15 protein-coding genes are annotated in these 18,202 nt (G+C 50.4%); 7 read left to right on the top strand and 8 right to left on the bottom strand.

Features of this window, described 5'->3' with window-relative positions; genetic code table 11:
• Positions 1-98: 98 nt before the first annotated feature.
• Both BLU97_RS10335 and BLU97_RS10330 read left to right on the top strand, forming a co-directional pair.
• Positions 99-2,345: a TonB-dependent receptor domain-containing protein gene (locus BLU97_RS10335; protein ID WP_175456364.1), complete on the top strand. Its 2,247-nt coding sequence runs from the start codon at positions 99-101 to the stop codon at positions 2,343-2,345.
• A gap of 6 nt (positions 2,346-2,351) precedes the next feature.
• Entirely contained in the window at positions 2,352-2,894 is a 543-nt protein-coding gene (locus BLU97_RS10330; protein ID WP_139209002.1) for a hypothetical protein, read from the top strand.
• 16 nt (positions 2,895-2,910) lie between these two features.
• Here BLU97_RS10330 and BLU97_RS10325 read toward each other — a convergent pair whose 3' ends face one another.
• The 3 genes from BLU97_RS10325 to BLU97_RS16075 all read right to left on the bottom strand — a co-directional run bounded on the left by BLU97_RS10325 (position 2,911) and on the right by BLU97_RS16075 (position 4,682).
• Positions 2,911-3,411 carry an STM3941 family protein gene (locus BLU97_RS10325; protein WP_074761512.1) on the bottom strand — a complete coding sequence of 167 codons (501 nt, stop codon included), beginning with the start codon at positions 3,409-3,411 and terminating at the stop codon, positions 2,911-2,913.
• Entirely contained in the window at positions 3,411-4,346 is a 936-nt protein-coding gene (locus BLU97_RS10320) for a TraB/GumN family protein (protein WP_074761511.1), read from the bottom strand. The genes BLU97_RS10325 and BLU97_RS10320 overlap by 1 nt, the downstream gene beginning before the upstream one ends.
• Positions 4,347-4,511: 165 nt before the next feature.
• The gene (locus tag BLU97_RS16075) at positions 4,512-4,682 is read right to left on the bottom strand and encodes a hypothetical protein (RefSeq protein ID WP_013064048.1); all 171 of its coding nucleotides are present in this window, start codon (positions 4,680-4,682) and stop codon (positions 4,512-4,514) included.
• A 268-nt stretch (positions 4,683-4,950) separates the two neighbouring features.
• On the opposite strand from BLU97_RS16075, the gene mtaB reads away from it, so the two are divergent.
• Together mtaB and BLU97_RS10305 are read left to right on the top strand one after the other, a co-directional pair.
• A complete protein-coding gene (gene mtaB, locus BLU97_RS10310; RefSeq protein WP_074761509.1) occupies positions 4,951-6,315 on the top strand; it encodes a tRNA (N(6)-L-threonylcarbamoyladenosine(37)-C(2))-methylthiotransferase MtaB in 1,365 nt (454 codons plus the stop codon).
• Positions 6,316-6,331: 16 nt separating this feature from the next.
• Positions 6,332-7,354, top strand: coding sequence for a glycosyltransferase family 2 protein (locus BLU97_RS10305; protein WP_074761508.1), 1,023 nt, complete (start codon positions 6,332-6,334; stop codon positions 7,352-7,354).
• Here BLU97_RS10305 and BLU97_RS10300 read toward each other — a convergent pair whose 3' ends face one another.
• Positions 7,355-8,596, bottom strand: coding sequence for a DUF4861 domain-containing protein (locus tag BLU97_RS10300; protein WP_074761507.1), 1,242 nt, complete (start codon positions 8,594-8,596; stop codon positions 7,355-7,357).
• A gap of 204 nt (positions 8,597-8,800) precedes the next feature.
• Here BLU97_RS10300 and BLU97_RS10295 point away from each other — a divergent pair, with 204 nt between their 5' ends.
• Positions 8,801-9,604 (top strand): gliding motility protein GldB, encoded by an 804-nt coding sequence (locus BLU97_RS10295; RefSeq protein WP_074761506.1) that lies wholly within the window; start codon positions 8,801-8,803, stop codon positions 9,602-9,604.
• On the opposite strand, the gene BLU97_RS10290 is transcribed toward BLU97_RS10295, so the two are convergent.
• Positions 9,577-10,518 carry a TIGR01212 family radical SAM protein gene (locus BLU97_RS10290; protein ID WP_074761505.1) on the bottom strand — a complete coding sequence of 314 codons (942 nt, stop codon included), beginning with the start codon at positions 10,516-10,518 and terminating at the stop codon, positions 9,577-9,579. The genes BLU97_RS10295 and BLU97_RS10290 overlap by 28 nt on opposite strands.
• 66 nt (positions 10,519-10,584) lie before the next feature.
• Between BLU97_RS10290 and BLU97_RS10285 the strand changes: the two genes are divergently transcribed.
• Positions 10,585-12,795, top strand: a complete 2,211-nt coding sequence (locus BLU97_RS10285) for a S9 family peptidase (protein WP_074761504.1) — start codon at positions 10,585-10,587, stop codon at positions 12,793-12,795.
• Positions 12,796-12,838: 43 nt separating this feature from the next.
• Here the strand turns inward: BLU97_RS10285 and glyA are convergent, their stop codons facing one another.
• The 3 genes from glyA to pyrB are packed head-to-tail and all read right to left on the bottom strand — an operon-like array spanning position 12,839 to position 15,589.
• Positions 12,839-14,119, bottom strand: a complete 1,281-nt coding sequence (glyA, locus tag BLU97_RS10280; protein ID WP_074761503.1) for a serine hydroxymethyltransferase — start codon at positions 14,117-14,119, stop codon at positions 12,839-12,841.
• A gap of 56 nt (positions 14,120-14,175) precedes the next feature.
• The gene (locus tag BLU97_RS10275) at positions 14,176-14,622 is read right to left on the bottom strand and encodes an aspartate carbamoyltransferase regulatory subunit (RefSeq protein ID WP_074761502.1); all 447 of its coding nucleotides are present in this window, start codon (positions 14,620-14,622) and stop codon (positions 14,176-14,178) included.
• 19 nt (positions 14,623-14,641) lie between these two features.
• The gene (gene pyrB / locus BLU97_RS10270) at positions 14,642-15,589 is read right to left on the bottom strand and encodes an aspartate carbamoyltransferase (protein ID WP_033151276.1); all 948 of its coding nucleotides are present in this window, start codon (positions 15,587-15,589) and stop codon (positions 14,642-14,644) included.
• A gap of 107 nt (positions 15,590-15,696) precedes the next feature.
• Here pyrB and BLU97_RS10265 point away from each other — a divergent pair, with 107 nt between their 5' ends.
• Complete coding sequence (locus BLU97_RS10265; protein ID WP_074761501.1) at positions 15,697-18,021, top strand: transglycosylase domain-containing protein; 2,325 nt, start codon at positions 15,697-15,699, stop codon at positions 18,019-18,021.
• Positions 18,022-18,202: the final 181 nt, after the last annotated feature.

Raw genomic sequence — 18,202 nt, 5'->3', positions numbered from 1 at the left:
CGTTGTCAGCGAATTGTCAGACAAATGTCAGCCAAATAATTCTCTCTCTTTATATACTCTTCATACCTTTGCACCAACATTACAAAATGCGTGCAAGTATGAAGAGATTTTTAAAGACCAAATTTTATAGAACCAAAATGAAGAATGTAAACTTACTGATTACATTCCTGTTGTTGGTGTGCCCTTTGGCAACGATGGCCCAGCAGGTCCCCGACACCACAGCAGTGAATAACAACGATTCCATTACCTGGAATAAAGAGTTGGATGGCGTAGTAGTAAAAGCCCAGCGCCAATTGATTAAACAGGATATCGACCGCGTGGCCTACGATGTGCAGCACGATGAAGAAGCCAAAACACAAACAGTGATGGACATGCTACGAAAGGTACCTATGGTAAGTGTTGATGGACAGGATAATATTCAGGTAAAGGGTAATAGCAATTTCAAGGTTTATAAAAACGGGCACTTGGATCCCAGTCTTACCAAGAATGCCAAAGAGGTTTTTAAGTCGATGCCCGCTTCTGTGGTAAAGCGTATCGAGGTGATTACCGACCCGGGTGCCCGCGAAGATGCAGAGGGTGTAGAAGCGGTGCTGAATATAGTAACGCTTACAAATACTAAAATGCAGGGTGTCACAGGCGTTGTATCAAGTTCGCTTAACACACTAGGTCATCCCAACTTCTATTCATCGCTTACCAGTCAACTGGGTAAACTGATGCTCTCTGTTGACTATGGCTATAACGGCATGACTAAGCGTGACAGCTATAATCGTGTAGAGAATTCTCGCACCTATCTCGATACTGGCAATACTACTCTTTCTGGTTCTGAGGGTTCTAATCCAGGCAATATCCATTTTGCAGATATCGATGCCAGTTACGATATAGATTCGCTTAATCTGATCTCGGCGTCATTTGGTGGTTACTTCTATACGCTCAATGTTCAGGGTGATGGCTACAACCAACTGCTCAATTCCGCTGGTAAGCAGCTTTATAGCTATAATAACAGCTATTGGATGCCTGGTTACAACCACCATTCATGGAATGGACGATTCGACTATCAGCACAAGACCCACCTTGATGGCGAGCGACTAACGATGTCGTATATGCTTGCCCTTACCCGCCAGCATACCGATCAAGAGAGTACCTACACCGAGTTAAACGATGTTTCTTTCCCATATACAGGAAGTTTGATGCGTGAGCGCGAGCGCTTTACTGAACACACCTTTCAGGTAGATTGGTTGCGGCCGTTGGGACGCGGGCATCAGCTTGAGGTTGGCGCCAAGTATATCGACCGCAACAACAGCAGTCGTAGTGTACAAACCTTCTATGATATCGATACCAATACCTCTGATGAATTCCAGCATACCACGCGTGTAATTGCGGGCTATGCCGACTATATTTTCCGTGCCGCTAAGTTCTCAGCCCGAGCAGGTTTGCGCTATGAGTATAGTTACATGCGTGGCAGCTATCCTGATGGCAAAGGTACTGCGTTCGATAAGCATCTTGGCGACTGGGTTCCTCAGGCCACGCTGAAGTATCAGCTCACCGATGCGCAGTCGTTGAAACTCAACTACACTACCAGTATCAATCGCCCAGGTATCTCTTACCTCAATCCTGCAGTAAACGTGTCGCCAACATCTGTCAGTCAAGGTAATCCTCAGCTCTCTAGCTCGCACACACAGCGAATCAGTCTGGTTTATAGCTATATAATGCCTAAGCTTACATTGCAACTGGCTCCTGGTTATAACGCCTACAGCAGTGGCATAAGTTCGATAGTTACAGCTAAGGATGATATTCGTTATTCTACATACGATAACATTCTGCGCTATCGCCGTATCTCAGTAGAGCAGTATGTGCAGTGGAAACCCTTCGATACCACAACGCTTGTGCTCAACAATAACTTACGCTACGAACATTACGAAAATCCTAATCTAGGATATCGCAATCATGGTTGGAGCGATAACTACAGTCTTAGTCTTCAGCAGCGTCTGCCCCTCAAACTGCGCCTCAGTGTAAGCGCCTATGGCAAGTTAGGGCATAGTCCGTCCAGTGTCTATTATGTGCAGCATAGCTATTTAAACTATTACGCCTCGCTGCAGCGCTCATTTCTTAAGGGTGACCGCCTTACCGTTCGCTTCACTGCTAATGCACCATTCAATAAGTATTGGTATATGGAGGCCGAGACCGTTAATGGCGACTTCACAGGCATCGAACGCTCGTGGAATCGTAATCGCTCGTTCTCTATCTCAGCCTCTTGGCGATTTGGCTCGCTCAAATCAAGTGTTAAGAAGACCGAGTACTCCATCGAAAACAGCGATGTAGTAGGCGGTATCAGCAAAAGTAACTAACTGATTATGAAGAAGTTCTTATTCTTGGCGTTTGGGGCATTTGTAGTCTTGATGGTTTATATGTCGAACTGTGCAGGCTGCGTTGACCGTCCGTTGGCCGAGAAGTTGGAGCGGGCGATACTGCAGACGCGGCTGCTGACTTATCACGATGATGATTACGATTATACCATTAAATACCCGATGTTTTTTGAACCTTCCGACGATTCGCTGATGGAGAAAGGCTGCTGCAGATTCAGTTTCTGGCAGGACAACATCGAGATTGTGCAGTCGGCTTTCGTTCTGTCTAATACCGATTCGCTCAGCGTTGATCAGGCTGCCATCAAATACGCAGCCGAGCTCCACGCCGCACACCAGCGCAAGGGTAAGAACTTCTTTATTCTTTCAGGCTCGCTGCATAGTGACACGGGGCTGATTACCGGGCGCCGCTTTTATGCCAAGTTTGTACGCCACCGTAAACTCTGGTTTGTTCAAAACCTGACGTATCCCGAGGATTGTGAGCGCTCTCTAGGCCGACTGTTTAAAGAGATTGATGCCTGGCAGGTTTGGTAAGCAAAAAATAGCCGCACTATTCTGTGCGGCTTGTTATTTTCTGTAGATGTAATCTCTCGTTTAGTTGCTTCAGTAGCTCTTGGGGCTTGATGTCCAAGTAGCGCGTGGGGATTTCGTAGGGAGCGCCGGGACTGAGTTTATAGGCCATGCGTGTTGCGCGGGTTTCGTCCAGATACTCGTCCGTACGATAATTCTCGTGTTCCTGCTTGTAGTGTATGCCTATCAGGTACTGACCTTTATAGGTTACGGGATAGAAATCCTCTACGTCGCGGAAGCAGACCGTCCACTTATACCTGCTTTTCACCTCTACGCACTCGTCGTTGACAACGATGCGACGCCAACCTCTGATCAGTTCGATTGCTAAATTAACGAACATGGCAGCAGCGAATGCACAAACGAACCTGAAGGCGTCTTCGTTGCGCATAGAAAAATATGCCACAACGCCAACCAATGGAACAAGAATCAGCAGTCCTATTGCGGGCAGCTTTTTCGAGTAGTTAACTGTAAGTACTTTCATTATTTTCTCTTTATTTGTTCTACTTTATAACCCTCTTTGCGCAGCAGCTGAATAACGCCCGACTGACCAATCAGATGTCCTGCGCCGAATACAAACAAAGTGGGTGTTTCGGTAATGGCGGTTTTTATTTTGGGCAACCATCGCTCGTTGCGGGCCTTAAACAGTTCGGGCTGCTTGTTAATCTGCGAAAGCCAGTAGTCCGAATGGGCAAAACTGTCGTAATCGCCCTCTTTCCAATAGGTTCCGGTCTTGGCTACCGTGTTCAGCTCGTCGGCTATCATCTGTCTGCGATGCTCCATGTCGCTCAGGAAGGCTACCAGCGAGTCAACCTGTACGTCGATCTTGGCATTCAGCGAGTCGCGCATCTTTTTCAGCTTATCCTCGGGCTGAACCTCGTCGAGCTGTCCGAAACTTAATCCGCGCTCCTTGGCACGATTGATGCAGAACATGTCTATCGGCGTGCCGGTCATGCCTAACTCGGGATGTTTCTGCATCTCCTGACTTGTAAACACCAAGCTGAATGTAGCCATCAGCACATTGGGCTGATAGTTCCATACGGTTTTCATCACCGAGTCGGTAAAGTTCACTTGGAAAGTCTCTTTAAAGCGCTTGTTCAACAGGTCTATCTGGTCTTGATTCAGTACGTCGAAGATGTTTTTTCCTTCGGGCAGACTGATAGCCTGCTGTCCTGCAGCCTGTGCCTGGGCCATGGATTGCTGACTGCTGATATCGTACTCGGCATAAAGCTGACGGCATTTCGATTCGGCCTCGACAAATTCGGGGATACTGTCGAGCAGAGAGCCGGGCAATGTATGTACTGATCCGAGGATATAAGATGGCTCTTTGATTTTCTTGCCGCTGATGCGGAACAGGAACTGAGCGTTGGCACTAACAGCTGTAAAGGCTATGGCCAGGGTTAGGACGATTTTCTTCATAACTTTATGGTTTATAAGTTTCACGTTGCAAATATAAGCAACAAATCTTGATTGCGCAAGAAAAACGCGCGCCTTAACCTAATAATAACATAGGGTAGGGCTGGCACAAAAATAAAGCCCGCAGAACTGAGTTCTACGGGCTCTTTCTCTCAATCGTTCGTTCAATTACTGAGCAACTGAATCAGCAGCAACTGTGTCAACAGCGAGGCTGTCAGCTACAGTGTCAACTACCTCGGCGATAGAGTCAGTGTCCTGTACAGGAGCCTGAGCCTTGTTACCACATGATGCGAATGAGATAGCAGCAACTGCTACGAACATGAATACCAATTTCTTCATTTTTTCTAAGCTTTTTAAAATCTGTAAAACAATCATTTGTTTATTAAAACGATGCAAAGGTAAGCATTATTTTAATACAACGTATCATTTTTTTCGATTTTTTTTTAGGGGTTTTTGTAACTTTTTTGCAAAACGCTGTAAATCAATCACTTATGAAATGTTAAATTTGGTGTATTTTTCGCACATAACTTAAAAATGGCTCAAAATGCGTGTTTTTTGCAAAAAATGTCGTACCTTTGTGCCCGCAAACAATACACCTATTTTATATATGATAGATACCTCAGCATTTCAAGGCAAAAAGGCTGCCTATTTTACACTCGGATGTAAGTTGAACTTCTCTGAAACATCTACTTTTGGTAAGATGCTTCAGGACCTGGGCGTACGTACTGCCCAGAAAGGCGAGCAGGCCGACATCTGTTTGATCAACACCTGTTCGGTAACCGAGGTGGCTGATAAGAAATGTCGTCAGGCCATTCACCGCTTGGTGCGCGAGAATCCCGGTGCCTTTGTGGTGGTGACAGGATGCTATGCCCAGCTCGAGGCCGACGAGGTGGCAAAGATCGAGGGTGTAAGTCTGGTGTTAGGCTCTAACGAGAAGGCCAACCTGGTTCAGTTCCTCTCAGAGGCCTGGGGCGAAATCGCCCCAGAAACTAGTGAATCTAGAGAGGCTAGCCCTACTAGATCTGCTAGATTCTTTAGAGAGAAAACCAAGGATATCAAATCCTTTGCGCCCAGCTGCTCAAAGGGTAACCGCACGCGCTATTTCCTGAAGGTGCAGGATGGCTGCGATTATTTCTGCACCTACTGTACCATTCCCTACGCTCGTGGTTTTTCGCGCAACCCAACGATAGCCTCGCTGGTAGCGCAGGCCCAGGAGGCCGCTGCCGAGGGTGGTAAGGAGATTGTGCTCACCGGTGTGAACATCGGCGACTTTGGTAAGACCACCGGCGAGAAGTTTATCGACCTGGTTAAGGCGCTCGATGGGGTAGAGGGCATTCAGCGTTACCGCATCAGCTCGCTTGAGCCCGATCTGATTTCGGATGAGCTCATCGAGTACTGCGCCAAGAGCCGTGCCTTCATGCCGCACTTCCATATCCCCCTGCAGAGTGGTAGCAACACGGTGCTCAAGCTCATGCATCGTCATTATGATCGCGAGCTGTTTGCTGAGAAGATCCACCGTATCAAGGAGTTGATGCCCGATGCCTTTATCGGCGTGGATGTGATGGTGGGCTGCCGTGGCGAAACACCCGAGTGCTTCGAGGAGACCTACACGTTCCTGGATAGCCTGGATGTTACCCAGCTGCACGTGTTCCCATACTCCGAGCGTCCTGGAACATCGGCCCTCAGCATCCCCTACGTGGTTCCCGAGAAGGAGAAGAAGCAGCGTGTAAAGCGCCTGCTGGAACTCTCTGATCAGAAAACCCATGCTTTCTACGAGCGTTATATCGGCCAGCAGGCCGAGGTGCTGTTCGAGAAGGCTACCCGCGGTCGCGCCATGCACGGCTTTACCAAGAACTATATCCGTGTAGAGCTGCCCGCCAAGGATGCTAACCCCGATTTCGACAATCAGCTCATCAGCGTGAAGCTGGGCGAGATGACCCGCGATAAGGAGTCGTTAATGTGTATTATATAATGTACGCGCGCGTAAGATGGATAAAGTAGCAATAGTCATACTCAACTGGAACGGTCGCCAGATGCTCGAGCAGTATCTGCCCTCTGTGCTTAATTACTCAAAGGACGAGGCCACGGTGTATGTAGCCGATAACGCATCAACCGACGATTCGTTGGCGTTCCTGCGGCAGCATTACCCTGAGGTAAAGCTGGTTGTGCTGGATAAGAACTGGGGCTTTGCCGAGGGTTACAACCGGGCTTTGGCACAGATCCAGGCCGAGTACTACCTGCTGCTCAACTCTGATATCGAGGTTACCCACCATTGGCTCACCCCGATGATCGAGTATCTGGATGCCCACGCCGATGTGGCTGCCTGTCAGCCCAAGCTGCTCTCCATCTTCGATAAGGATCGCTTTGAGTATGCCGGTGCCAGCGGTGGCTATCTCGACCGCTTTGGCTATCCTTTCTGTCGCGGTCGTATCTTCGATACCGTCGAGGCCGATAACGGACAGTACGACGATGTGGCCGATATCCTGTGGGCCACAGGCGCCGCGCTCCTCATCCGCAGCACCGATTACTGGGCTGTAAACGGACTCGATGCCCGATTCTTTGCTCATAACGAAGAGATTGATATGTGCTGGCGACTGCGCATCCGTGGTCGCCGTATCGTCTGCATTCCAGATAGTTACGTGTATCACGTAGGTGGCGGCACGCTGCATAAGGGTAACCCGATGAAGACCTTCCTGAACTTCCGCAACAACCTGACGATGCTGTATAAATGCCTGCCCGATGGCGAGCTGCAGCACGTGATGCGCTGGCGCTGGTTCCTGGATTATCTGGCTGCCTGGGAAACGCTTATTCTGGGGCGTAACTGGGGCGACTTCAAGGCCATCTACCGTGCCCGTCGCGCTTTTAAGCGCTGGAAGAAGGATTTTGCTGCCGACCGTGAGGCTATTCAGGCTTCGCGCCAGACCAAAATAATACCAGAGCAAAAATCGTTCTCTTTGCTCTGGCAGTATTACGCTAAAGGTCGCAAGCTGTTCAGCGCTTTGCCCCTTTAGTTATGGCTTGGTAATCACCACCTTCACGGGCTGTTCCACCTCCTTGCGCCACAACTTCAGGAAGTTGAACCAATCCTTGGCAGTATGATAGCCAAATGTCTCGTTATCAGAGGTATACGCTATCTTGTACTTCAGCATGTTCTGGTTGGCTTTTACCACAAAAGCATAGTTATCTTTGTTGGCTGGCTCCTCGCTGGCCATGTACTGCTGGGGTATCAATATACCCAGGCCCACCGTTTCGCGCTTAAAGTTGATGGTGTCGCCGGTGGGGAAGTCGCTGCCCCAACAGCCACGCAAACCCTTATGGTCGGAAAACTCCTCCGACCCCTTCACGTTAATCACACCGGTCGAGAATCGGTAGCTGCTCACGTCGGTATGCTTCTTGGTGAAATACACCTCCACATCGGTATCGCGATGTCCGGCATACTGGATATAGCGGATGGTCATGTTGATGGCGGGGCGGTTAGCCTCGGCCTGCCAGCCTTTGTCCACTAACTCTACGATGGTGCGCAGCGGACCGTACGAGATGATGCGCTGCGTGCGCGAGGCCACGGGGTCGATCATCGTAGGCTGCTTGCCGTCCCAACCGCGGAAAGCGCCCAGTCCAAAGGTGTTGCCTACCCACAGCACATCGTCGCCGTAACCCTGGGCCTTCTGCTCGGGCTGGGTGTAGAACTGGGTGGCCTCCAGTTCCAGGCGCTTCTGGAACTTACCGTACAGATCCAGCGTCTGGCGCTTGTCGAAGTAGATGCGGATACCATTCAGCTCGCTCTCAAAATCCACACCGTGATGGTGCTGTAGATTATACGAGTTAGCGCAGTCGCCTCGCGCCGTGATGGCCTCGATAAAGTTGTTGTGCTTGTTTTTCTCCTTCACCTTGTCGTTGCGAATCAGCATTTCAGCAAACACGCGGGCAGGGTATTTGGCGGGCTCGTCGCACAGGTCGTCAAACAGCTGTACCTCGTACTTCAACTGCTGTTTGCCCTTCAGGTCGGCCAAAAAGCAGAGTTCGTCGAACACCTCGTCCTGGTCCAGATCGTCCAGCTGACAGGGTATCTCCTTGCCCTCGCAGGTAACCAGCGCGCGGCGCACTTCTCCGTAGCTGTTAAGGGGGATTATCACCGCCTGATCGGTGCGTGCGGCAGCCGATGGGTTAGTAACGCTCACGGTCAGCTGCTGCTGAGCCTGAGCGGTCATCACACTGATGGCAGCAAGTGCCAACGTTATCATTTTCTTTTTCATCTTTTTTATTTGTCTTAGCAGAGAGCAAAAGTACACAAAAACCATCAAACAGCCCCCGATTTTTACACAAATAAACAAAAATGTGCAGGATTTTATACTTTTATTTAAATATTTTAGGTTAAAATTTGGTTTTTAAAATACTTTTTAGTATATTTGCAACGATTTTTTTAACATAAGTATATCATTACCCCACAAAAATAGCCCGTGCGCAAGGTATATTATTTTCTATTGATAGTGCTCTTTGGATGCATTAGCTGTGAATGGCAATTTACAGCGGGCGACGACCGTATTGTAAAGGTTGATCGCTACGACCGTATCCAGAGTCTGTACCTTACCACCGGCGATTTTTCGGCTTTGCAGCAGATGAACACCGTTTATCCCATGCAAACCCGCACACTCATCGAGGATGTGCTGCGTATTGGTAAGGTGGATGATCAGCAGATCAACACCAAGTTCCTGCGTTTCTATCAGGATTCCACCTTGCAGGCGCTCATTTCCGAGGCCGAGCAGCAGTACGCCAACATGGATGATATCAATGCCGATTTTACCAAGGTGTTCAAGTACCTGCGCGAGCATATCCCTGGCATTGAGGTACCCGAGGTGTATGCCCAGATTGGTTCGCTCGATCAGAGTGTGATTGTGGGCAACGGCTCTATCGGTATCTGCTTGGATAAGTACCTGGGCAGCGATTATCCCCTTTACAAGAATCCGCTCTACGGCTATTCCAAGAGTCAGCTGGCCACGATGACCCGCAGCTACATTGTGCCCGATTGCGTCGGGTTCTACCTGCTCAGTCTGTACCCCATGCCGCAGGACCGCGCCCTCAGTCAGCAGGAGCGCGACATGCATATCGGCAAAATCCAATGGGTCATCAATCAGGCTTACGGCAAGCACGTGTTCAACACCGTTTATACCCGTATGGTTGACCGTTACATGAAAAGCCACAACCTTACCATCGACCAGATGCTGCGAAACAACAACTATTCTGAGTTCCGCAAAGCCAACTGACCTTGATGTAAATCCTTCTCCTTCAGGTAGTTTACCAGTTTGTTGGTAAACTCGTAGTTCTTTAGTCCCCAATGCGGCGCTATCAGCAGTTCCTTAGGCGATTGCGACACAAACCGCTCCAGCACCATATCCGGTCGCAGGTGCTGTATGTATTGGGCAATCAGCTCGATGTACTCGTCCACGCTGTAGATGTGGAACGGCTCGCGCTCATACATCTCGGCCAACTTGGTGCCGCGGATAATCTGCATCTGATGAATCTTCAGGATGTCGATGGGCAGCTGCGATAGGATAGGGGCCTGGCGCAGACTCTCGGCGGCATCCTCGCCCGGCAGTCCCAGGATGATGTGCGCGCCGGTGAGCAATCCGCGCTCGTGGGTGCGCTCCAAGGCCGATACCGACTGCTCAAAGGTGTGTCCGCGATTGATATGTTGCAGCGTTGCGGCGTTGCAGCTCTCCAGACCGTACTCCACCAGCACAAACGTACGCTCGTTCAGTTCGGCCAGGTAGTCCAGCAGCTCATCCGATACGCAATCCGGGCGTGTGCCAATCACAATGCCCACGATATCCTCTACCGCCAGCGCCTCCTCGTACAGTGCTTTCAGCTGCGCGATAGGAGCGTAGGTATTCGTAAACGCCTGGAAATAGGCCAGGTATTTCATGTCGGGATACTTATGCGCAAAAAACTGCTTGCCCTCGGCCAACTGTGCGCTCACACTCAGGCGTCGCTGACAGTACGAGGGGTTAAACGTGCGGTTGTCGCAGTAGATACAGCCGCCCGTAGATATCCGTCCGTCGCGGTTCGGACAGGTAAAACCGGCATCTATCGAAATCTTCTGCACACGGTACGGAAACTGGCGCCGTATCCACGTGCCGTAGTCGTTATAATAGGGCGTATTCACTTTATTTAAATCCATCAGTGTGCAAAGTTAACGAAAAAAACGCTATCTTTGCAGTCTGAAACAGTAAAAACTTGGAAAAATATGAAGAAATTAAGATTATTCTCGCTTGGCGTGTCGCTGGCGCTGGCTGTGAGTGCTTCGGCTGGCAAGCAGATTACGCTCACCGACATTACCAAGGGCGAGTTCCGCAGTAAGTCCATCAGCGCCGTTTACCCCTTGGCCGATGGCGAGACTTACGCGCAGATTAGCAGCGATGGTAAGCAGATTGTTACTTACTCGTTTAAAACCGGCAAACAGGTAGGCGTGCTGTTCGATGCAGCCACCGCCCGTGGCGCTAAGCTCGACGGTATTGATGGTTACATCATGAGTCCCGATGGCACCCGATTGCTCATTCAGACCAATACCAAGGCCATCTATCGTCGCTCGTTCACCGCCACCTATTATATTTATAGCATCCGCAACAACAAGTTGGAGCCCCTGTCGGATGGCGGTCCTCAGCAAACGCCCGTGTTCTCGCCCGATGGCAACCAGATTGCCTTCGTTCGCGAAAACAATATCTTCCTGGTAAAGCTGCTCTACGATAATGCCGAGAGTCAGGTAACCAAGGACGGCAAGCGCAACGAGGTGATCAACGGTATCCCCGACTGGGTTTACGAGGAGGAGTTCTCTACCAACTCGTCGATGGTGTTCACCGCCGACTCTAAGCAGATTCTGTGGATCCGTTACGACGAGAGCGCCGTTAAGCAGTACTCTATGCAGCTGTTCAAGGGCCTGAAGCCCACCCGCACCGAGTTTGCCGAGTACCCAGGCGATTACACCTATAAGTACCCCGTGCCCGGACAGGACAACTCGAAGGTCAGTGTGTGGAGCTACGATATCAAGAGTCATCAGACCCGCAAGATCAATCTGCCCCTGGGTGCCGAGGATTATATCCCCCGCATCAAGGCTACCAGCGATCCTACCAAGGTGGCCATCATGACCATGAACCGCCACCAGGACGTGCTGCGCATCTATATGGCCAACCCGCTCTCAACCGTTTGCAAACTGGCCATCGAGGATAAGGTAGATAAGTACATTAAGGAAGAGGTGCTCGACGATATCCAGCTTACCGATCAGCACATCCTGCTGCCCAGCGAGCGCGATGGCTACAACCATCTGTACCTCTATAACCTGAACGGACAGCTGCTGCGCCAGATTATCCACGAGAAGTTTGTGGTAAAGGCCGTTTACGGTTACGACGAGAAGACCGGTGACACCTATTTTGCCGCTAACCCCACCGGCGCTACCGAGCAGCAGGTGATGGTGGCTCACCAGAATGGTAAGGTAGAGGCGCTCACCCCCAAATCGGGTGTCAGCAACGCTATCTTCAGCAAGAACTTCAAGTACTTTATCAATATCTGGAGCGACATGAACACCCCCGCCCAGTACACCATCTGCCAGAACAACGGCAAAATGCTCACCACACTTATCGACAACCACGAGCTCAAGACTAAGTTGGCCGATTACGAGCTGGGCCAGAAGCAGATGTTTACCTTTACCACCAGCGAGGGCGTGCAGCTGAACGGTTATATGGTTAAGCCCGCCAACTTCGATGCCAACAAGCAGTATCCCGTCATCATGTATCAGTACGGCGGTCCTGGCTCGCAGCAGGTGCTCAACCAGTGGGGCCTAGGCATGGCCGGCAACGGTGCCATTCTTGAGCAGTATCTGTGCCAGCAGGGTTATATCTGCGTGTGCGTTGATAACCGTGGTACCGGCGGTCGTGGTGCCGAATTCGAGAAGTGCACCTACCTGCGCCTGGGCGAACTCGAGGCTCGCGACCAGGTAGAGACAGCCCTTTGGCTGGGTAATCAGAGTTATGTGGATAAGGAGCGTATCGGCATCTGGGGCTGGAGCTATGGTGGCTGGAACACCCTCATGTCGATGTCGGAGGGTCGCCCCGTGTTCCGTGCCGGTGTGGCCATCGCGCCTCCTACCTGCTGGCGCTATTACGACTCTATCTATACCGAGCGTTACATGCGCACCCCCAAGGAGAATGCCAGCGGCTACGACGAGGTTAACCCCATCGCCCGTGCCAACAACCTGCATGGTGCGCTGCTCATCTGCCATGGTTTGGCCGACGACAACGTTCACTATCAGAACACCGCCGAATACGTAGAGGCATTGGTACAGGCCGATAAGGATTTCCGTCAGTTAGTATATACCAACCGCAATCACGGCATCTCGGGTGGTAACACCAGGAACCACCTGTACCGCCAGGCCATCAATCATTTTAATGATAATTTGAAATAAAACAAATAAAAAACCCCAGCCAATCGGCTGGGGCTTTTATTTATTAGTAAGCAAACAAAGGATAATCCTTCATCTTCTCGTTAACGCGGGCGCGAACGCTGGCGATAACCTCTGGGTTCTCAGGATCGTTCAATACTTCCTCAATCCAGGCGGCAATCTGTACCATCAGGTCCTCCTTAGCACCACGTGTGGTGATGGCAGGTGTACCCAGACGGATACCAGAAGTCTGGAAAGCAGAGCGACTGTCGAATGGAACCATGTTCTTATTAACGGTAATGTCGGCAGCAACCAGTGCGTTCTCGGCTACCTTACCGGTCAGCTCAGGATACTTAGAGCGCAGGTCAACCAGCATTGAGTGGTTGTCGGTACCACCACTTACGATGCCGAATCCACGCTTAACCAGCTCGTCGGCCAGTACCTTAGCGTTCTTCTGAACCTGCTTAGCCCACTCCTTGAACTCAGGCTGCAGAGCCTCGCCGAAAGCCACAGCCTTGGCAGCGATCACGTGCTCCAGAGGACCACCCTGCTGTCCGGGGAATACGGCTGAGTTCAGCAACTGACTCATCATCTTGGTTACACCCTTTGGTGTCTTCAGACCCCAAGGATTCTCAAAGTCCTTACCCATCAGGATGATACCACCACGAGGACCACGCAGCGTCTTGTGGGTTGTTGATGTTACGATGTGAGCGTACTTAACAGGGTTGTCCAGCAGTCCGGCAGCAATCAATCCTGCAGGGTGAGCCATGTCGATCATCAGCAGTGCGCCAACCTTGTCGGCAATCTCACGCATGCGCTTGTAGTCCCACTCGCGGCTGTAGGCGCTACCACCACCGATAATCAGTTTTGGCTTGTGCTCCAGTGCCAGCTGCTCCATCTCGTCGTAATCTACGCGACCGGTCTCCTTGTTCAGGTTGTAACCGATGGGGTTGTAGATCAAACCAGATGTGTTCACGTGCGAACCGTGCGACAGGTGACCACCGTGATCCAGGTTCAATCCCATGAATGTGTCGCCTGGCTTCAGTACGGCCAGCAGTACGGCAGCGTTAGCCTGTGCACCTGAGTGAGGCTGTACGTTAGCGTACTCAGCACCGAAAAGCTTGCAAACGCGGTCGATAGCCAACTGCTCAACCTCGTCAACTACCTGGCAACCACCATAGTAACGGTGTCCAGGATAACCCTCGGCGTACTTGTTAGTCAGGTAAGATCCCATGGCTTCCATCACCTGGTCGCTTACGAAGTTTTCACTTGCAATCAGCTCAATGCCTTTCAGCTGGCGCTGATGCTCTTTCTCAATCAACTCGAAGATTGTGTTGTCTCTGTTCATTGTTTTGTTTATTGGGGAAAATAAAATGTTCAATGTTCAATGTTCAATGCTCAATGTTAGCACAGTTCCACTTTGTTGATATCCTGCTCCTTCTCGCAGTAGTGACAGGTCAGCACACCATTCTCAACGTGGAAGTGGGTCTTCATCGGCTCATTGTTGGTAATACACTTGGGGTTATTACACTTCACAATGCCCTTGATTTCCGATGGTGTTACCACGCTACGCTTCTCAACCACCTCGTAGTCGCGGATGATGCTCAGTATCACGTTAGGGGCAACTACCGAGAGGCGCGACACCTCGTCGTCGGTAAAGAACTTATCGCTCACCTTGATGATGCCTTTCGAGCCCACCTTCTTTGAGGGGTAGTTAAAACCGATGGTCACAGGTGTTTTCAGTGTAAACAGTCCCAGCAAGCTGGCCACCTGATATGTCTTGTCGGTTGGAATATGATCAATCACAGTGCCGTTCTCAATGGCGGCAACCAATCGCTCCTTCTTATTCATAATGTTCAATGTTCAATGTTCAATGAATAATAGTTTTATCGTTTTTAACTTCGTCGAGTGTAATACCCAGCACATCGCAGAAGATGGCCTCGCGTGCAAACAGTCCGTTACCGGCCTGTTGAATGTAGTAAGCATGTGGGTTGTCGTCAACTTCGTAAGCAATCTCGTTTACGCGTGGCAGCGGGTGTAATATCTTCATGTTGGGTTTGGCGTTTTTCAGCAGGTCGTTGTTCAGCACATATACGTTCTTAACGCGTTCGTATTCCATCAGGTCGCTGAATCTTTCTTTTTGCACGCGCGTCATATATAATATGTCGGCATCGGCAATCACCTTCTCGTTAAACGCCGTGTGCTCCTGATACTTAATGCCGTGCTCGTCGCAGTAAATCTTGTATTCCTTCGGCATGGCCAGCTCCTTCGGCGCCACAAAGTGGAAGGTGGGGTTGAAGTGCCTCATGGCCATAATCAGCGAGTGTACCGTTCGTCCGTATTTCAGGTCGCCCACCAGATAGATGTTCAGATTCTCCAGCGTGCCCTGAGTCTTGTAGATCGAGTAGAGGTCGAGCATACACTGCGAGGGGTGCTGATGTGCGCCGTCGCCAGCATTCACGATGGGCACTGGGGCTACCTCCGACGCATACTGAGCGGCGCCTTCGATATAATGACGCATCACAATCACATCGGCGTAGTTCGATACCATCAGGATGGTGTCCTTCAGTGTCTCGCCCTTGGTGCCGCTGGTAATCTTCGGATCGGCAAATCCGATAACACGGGCACCCAGACGGTTAGCTGCTGTTTCAAAACTAAGTCGGGTTCGGGTTGAGGGTTCGAAGAAAAGGGTTGCCACAACTTTGCCCTTCAGCAACTCACGATTGGGGTGCTTCTCGAACTCTTGCGCCATCTCAATCATGTAGAGGATCTTCTCTCGAGTGAGATCGGCAATTGTTACAAAATTATGCTTTTTCATCAATAATTTAATTTTCTCGGCGCAAAATTACACAATATTTCTGATTTCCGTGCCGTATTTTGAAAGAAAATAGTAATTTTGCACCAAAAAGTAACTAAAAAGAGGATATGAGAAAGCTATTTGTCTATTTTCTATGGACATTATTGACATTAACCATCCTAGGCACGGCCAGTGCTTTTTATGCCATCGATAAGGGTTGGATTGGTTATATGCCACCTATCGAAGACCTTCAGAACCCCATTAGCCGATTCGCCACCCAGATTTATTCTGCCGATGGCCAGCTGTTGGGTACCTGGAATTATAATCGTGAAAATCGTGTGATGGTAGATTACAACAAAATCGCACCATCGCTCATTCAGGCATTGGTGGCTACCGAGGATGTGCGCTTCTACGATCATTCGGGCGTCGACTTCATCGCCCTCGCGCGCGCGATAGTAAAAAGAGGTATCTTGGGTCAGAAGAGTGCCGGTGGTGGTTCAACCATCACGCAGCAGCTGGCCAAGCAGTTGTATTCCGAGCAGGCTCACTCCACTGTTGAGCGCCTGCTGCAGAAACCCATCGAGTGGGTGATAGCCGTCAAGCTGGAGCGTACCTACACCAAGGACGAGATTATCACCATGTATCTGAATTATTTTGACTTTTTGCACAATGCGGTGGGCATCAAGACAGCTGCCAATACCTACTTCAGCAAGGAGCCGAAGGATTTGAGCGTTACCGAGTCGGCCACGCTCGTGGGTCTGTGTAAGAACCCTTCTTACTTCAACCCCGTGCGCAATCCCGAGCGCAGTCGCGACCGTCGTAATGTGGTGCTGGGTCAGATGGTGAAAGCCGGCTACCTTACCGAGGCAGCCTACGATACACTCAGCGCTCAGCCGCTCACCTTGAAGTTCCATGTGGCCGACCATAAGGAAGGTCTGGCCCAGTACTTCCGCGAGTATCTGCGCCAGTACATGACTGCCAAAAAGCCCATCCGTTCCAACTATCCCTCGTGGAATATGGCTAAGTTCGTAACCGACTCAATTAACTGGGAGACAGACCCTTTGTTCGGTTGGTGTAACAAGAACAAGAAGCGCGATGGCGAGAATTATAACATCTATACCGATGGTTTGAAGATTTATACCACCATCGATTCGCGCATGCAGGAGTATGCCGAGAAGGCTGCCTACCAGCACGTGGTGAAGTTCCTGCAGCCCGCCTTCGATAAGGAGATGCAGTCAAAGAAGAATGCCCCTTATTCGGCCAACCTCACCCCTGCCCAGGTAGAGCAGATCCTGAACCGTTCTATCCGTCAGTGCGAGCGCTATCGTGTGCTCAAGGAGAGTGGGGCAACCGACGACGAGATCTATCGTTCGTTCCGCACCAAGACCAAGATGTCGGTCTTCACCTACCACGGCGAGGTGGATACCATCATGACACCTCTCGACTCGATAAAATATTACAAATCGTTCCTGCGAACCGGCTTTGTCAGCATGTGTCCTCAGAACGGTTATGTAAAAGCCTACGTGGGCGGTCTTAACTACGAGCACTTCTCTTATGATATGGTGATGGAAGGTCGCCGCCAGGTAGGTTCTACCATCAAGCCCTATCTGTACTCGCTCGCCATGGAGAATGGTTTCACCCCTTGCGACGAGGCACCTAACGTACAGCAGACCTACGTTGTGGCCGGACAGTCGTGGACACCGCGCAACGGTAGTAAGGCCCGCTACGGCGAGATGGTAACCCTGAAGTGGGGCTTGCAGCAGTCGAACAACTGGATTTCGGCCTACCTCATGAGCAAGCTCAATCCCCGTGCCTTTGTCGATCTGCTCCACGAGTACGGCATCCGCAATCCAGATATCCATCCATCGATGGCCCTCTGTCTGGGTCCTTGCGACATCAGTGTAGGCGAGATGGCCAGTGCTTATACCGCATTTGTTAATCATGGTATCCGCGCTGCGTGCATGTTCGTAACCAAGATCGAGGATAGCGAGGGAAATGTGATTGCCCAGTTCCAGCCCCGCCTGAACGAGGTGATTAGCGAGGAGAGTGCACATAAGATGATATATATGCTGCGCAATGTAGTTGATGGCGGTACCGCCAGTCGTCTGCGCTTCAAGTATAACCTCACTGGTCAGCTGGCAGGTAAAACAGGTACCACCAATAATAACAGCGATGCCTGGTTTGTGGGTCTTACCCCCACATTGGTTAACGCCTGCTGGGTAGGTGGCGACGATCGCGACATCCACTTCAACTCTATGGCCATGGGTCAGGGAGCCTCGGGTGCGCTGCCCATTTTCGCACTCTACATGCAACAGGTTTATAAAAATGCCCGCTTGGGATATCATCAGGACGAAGTGTTTGATGTGCCCGCCGGCTTCGATCCCTGTCCATCGGGTGGAGGCGAGACCGACGATTTGGGTGGCGAAAACGACATTGAGGAGATTTTTGAATAGAAACCTCAAAAATATAGATTTTCGTATTTGCCTATATATTATATATAAGGTGTAATATAGAGATTGTAAACATTCCCGAAAACTTTCACGTTTTTGGGAATTTTTTTTGGAAAATGTTTGGTTGGTATTGAAATTTGTTGTACCTTTGCACCCGCAAATCAGGAAAACCACCTGACAAGCA

It is taken from the genome of Xylanibacter ruminicola, from assembly GCF_900107775.1.
GTDB classification, from domain to species: Bacteria; Bacteroidota; Bacteroidia; order Bacteroidales; family Bacteroidaceae; genus Prevotella; species Prevotella ruminicola_C.
Note: the sequence above shows the minus strand (reverse complement) of the source record. Positions and strands in the feature narration are given on the sequence as shown.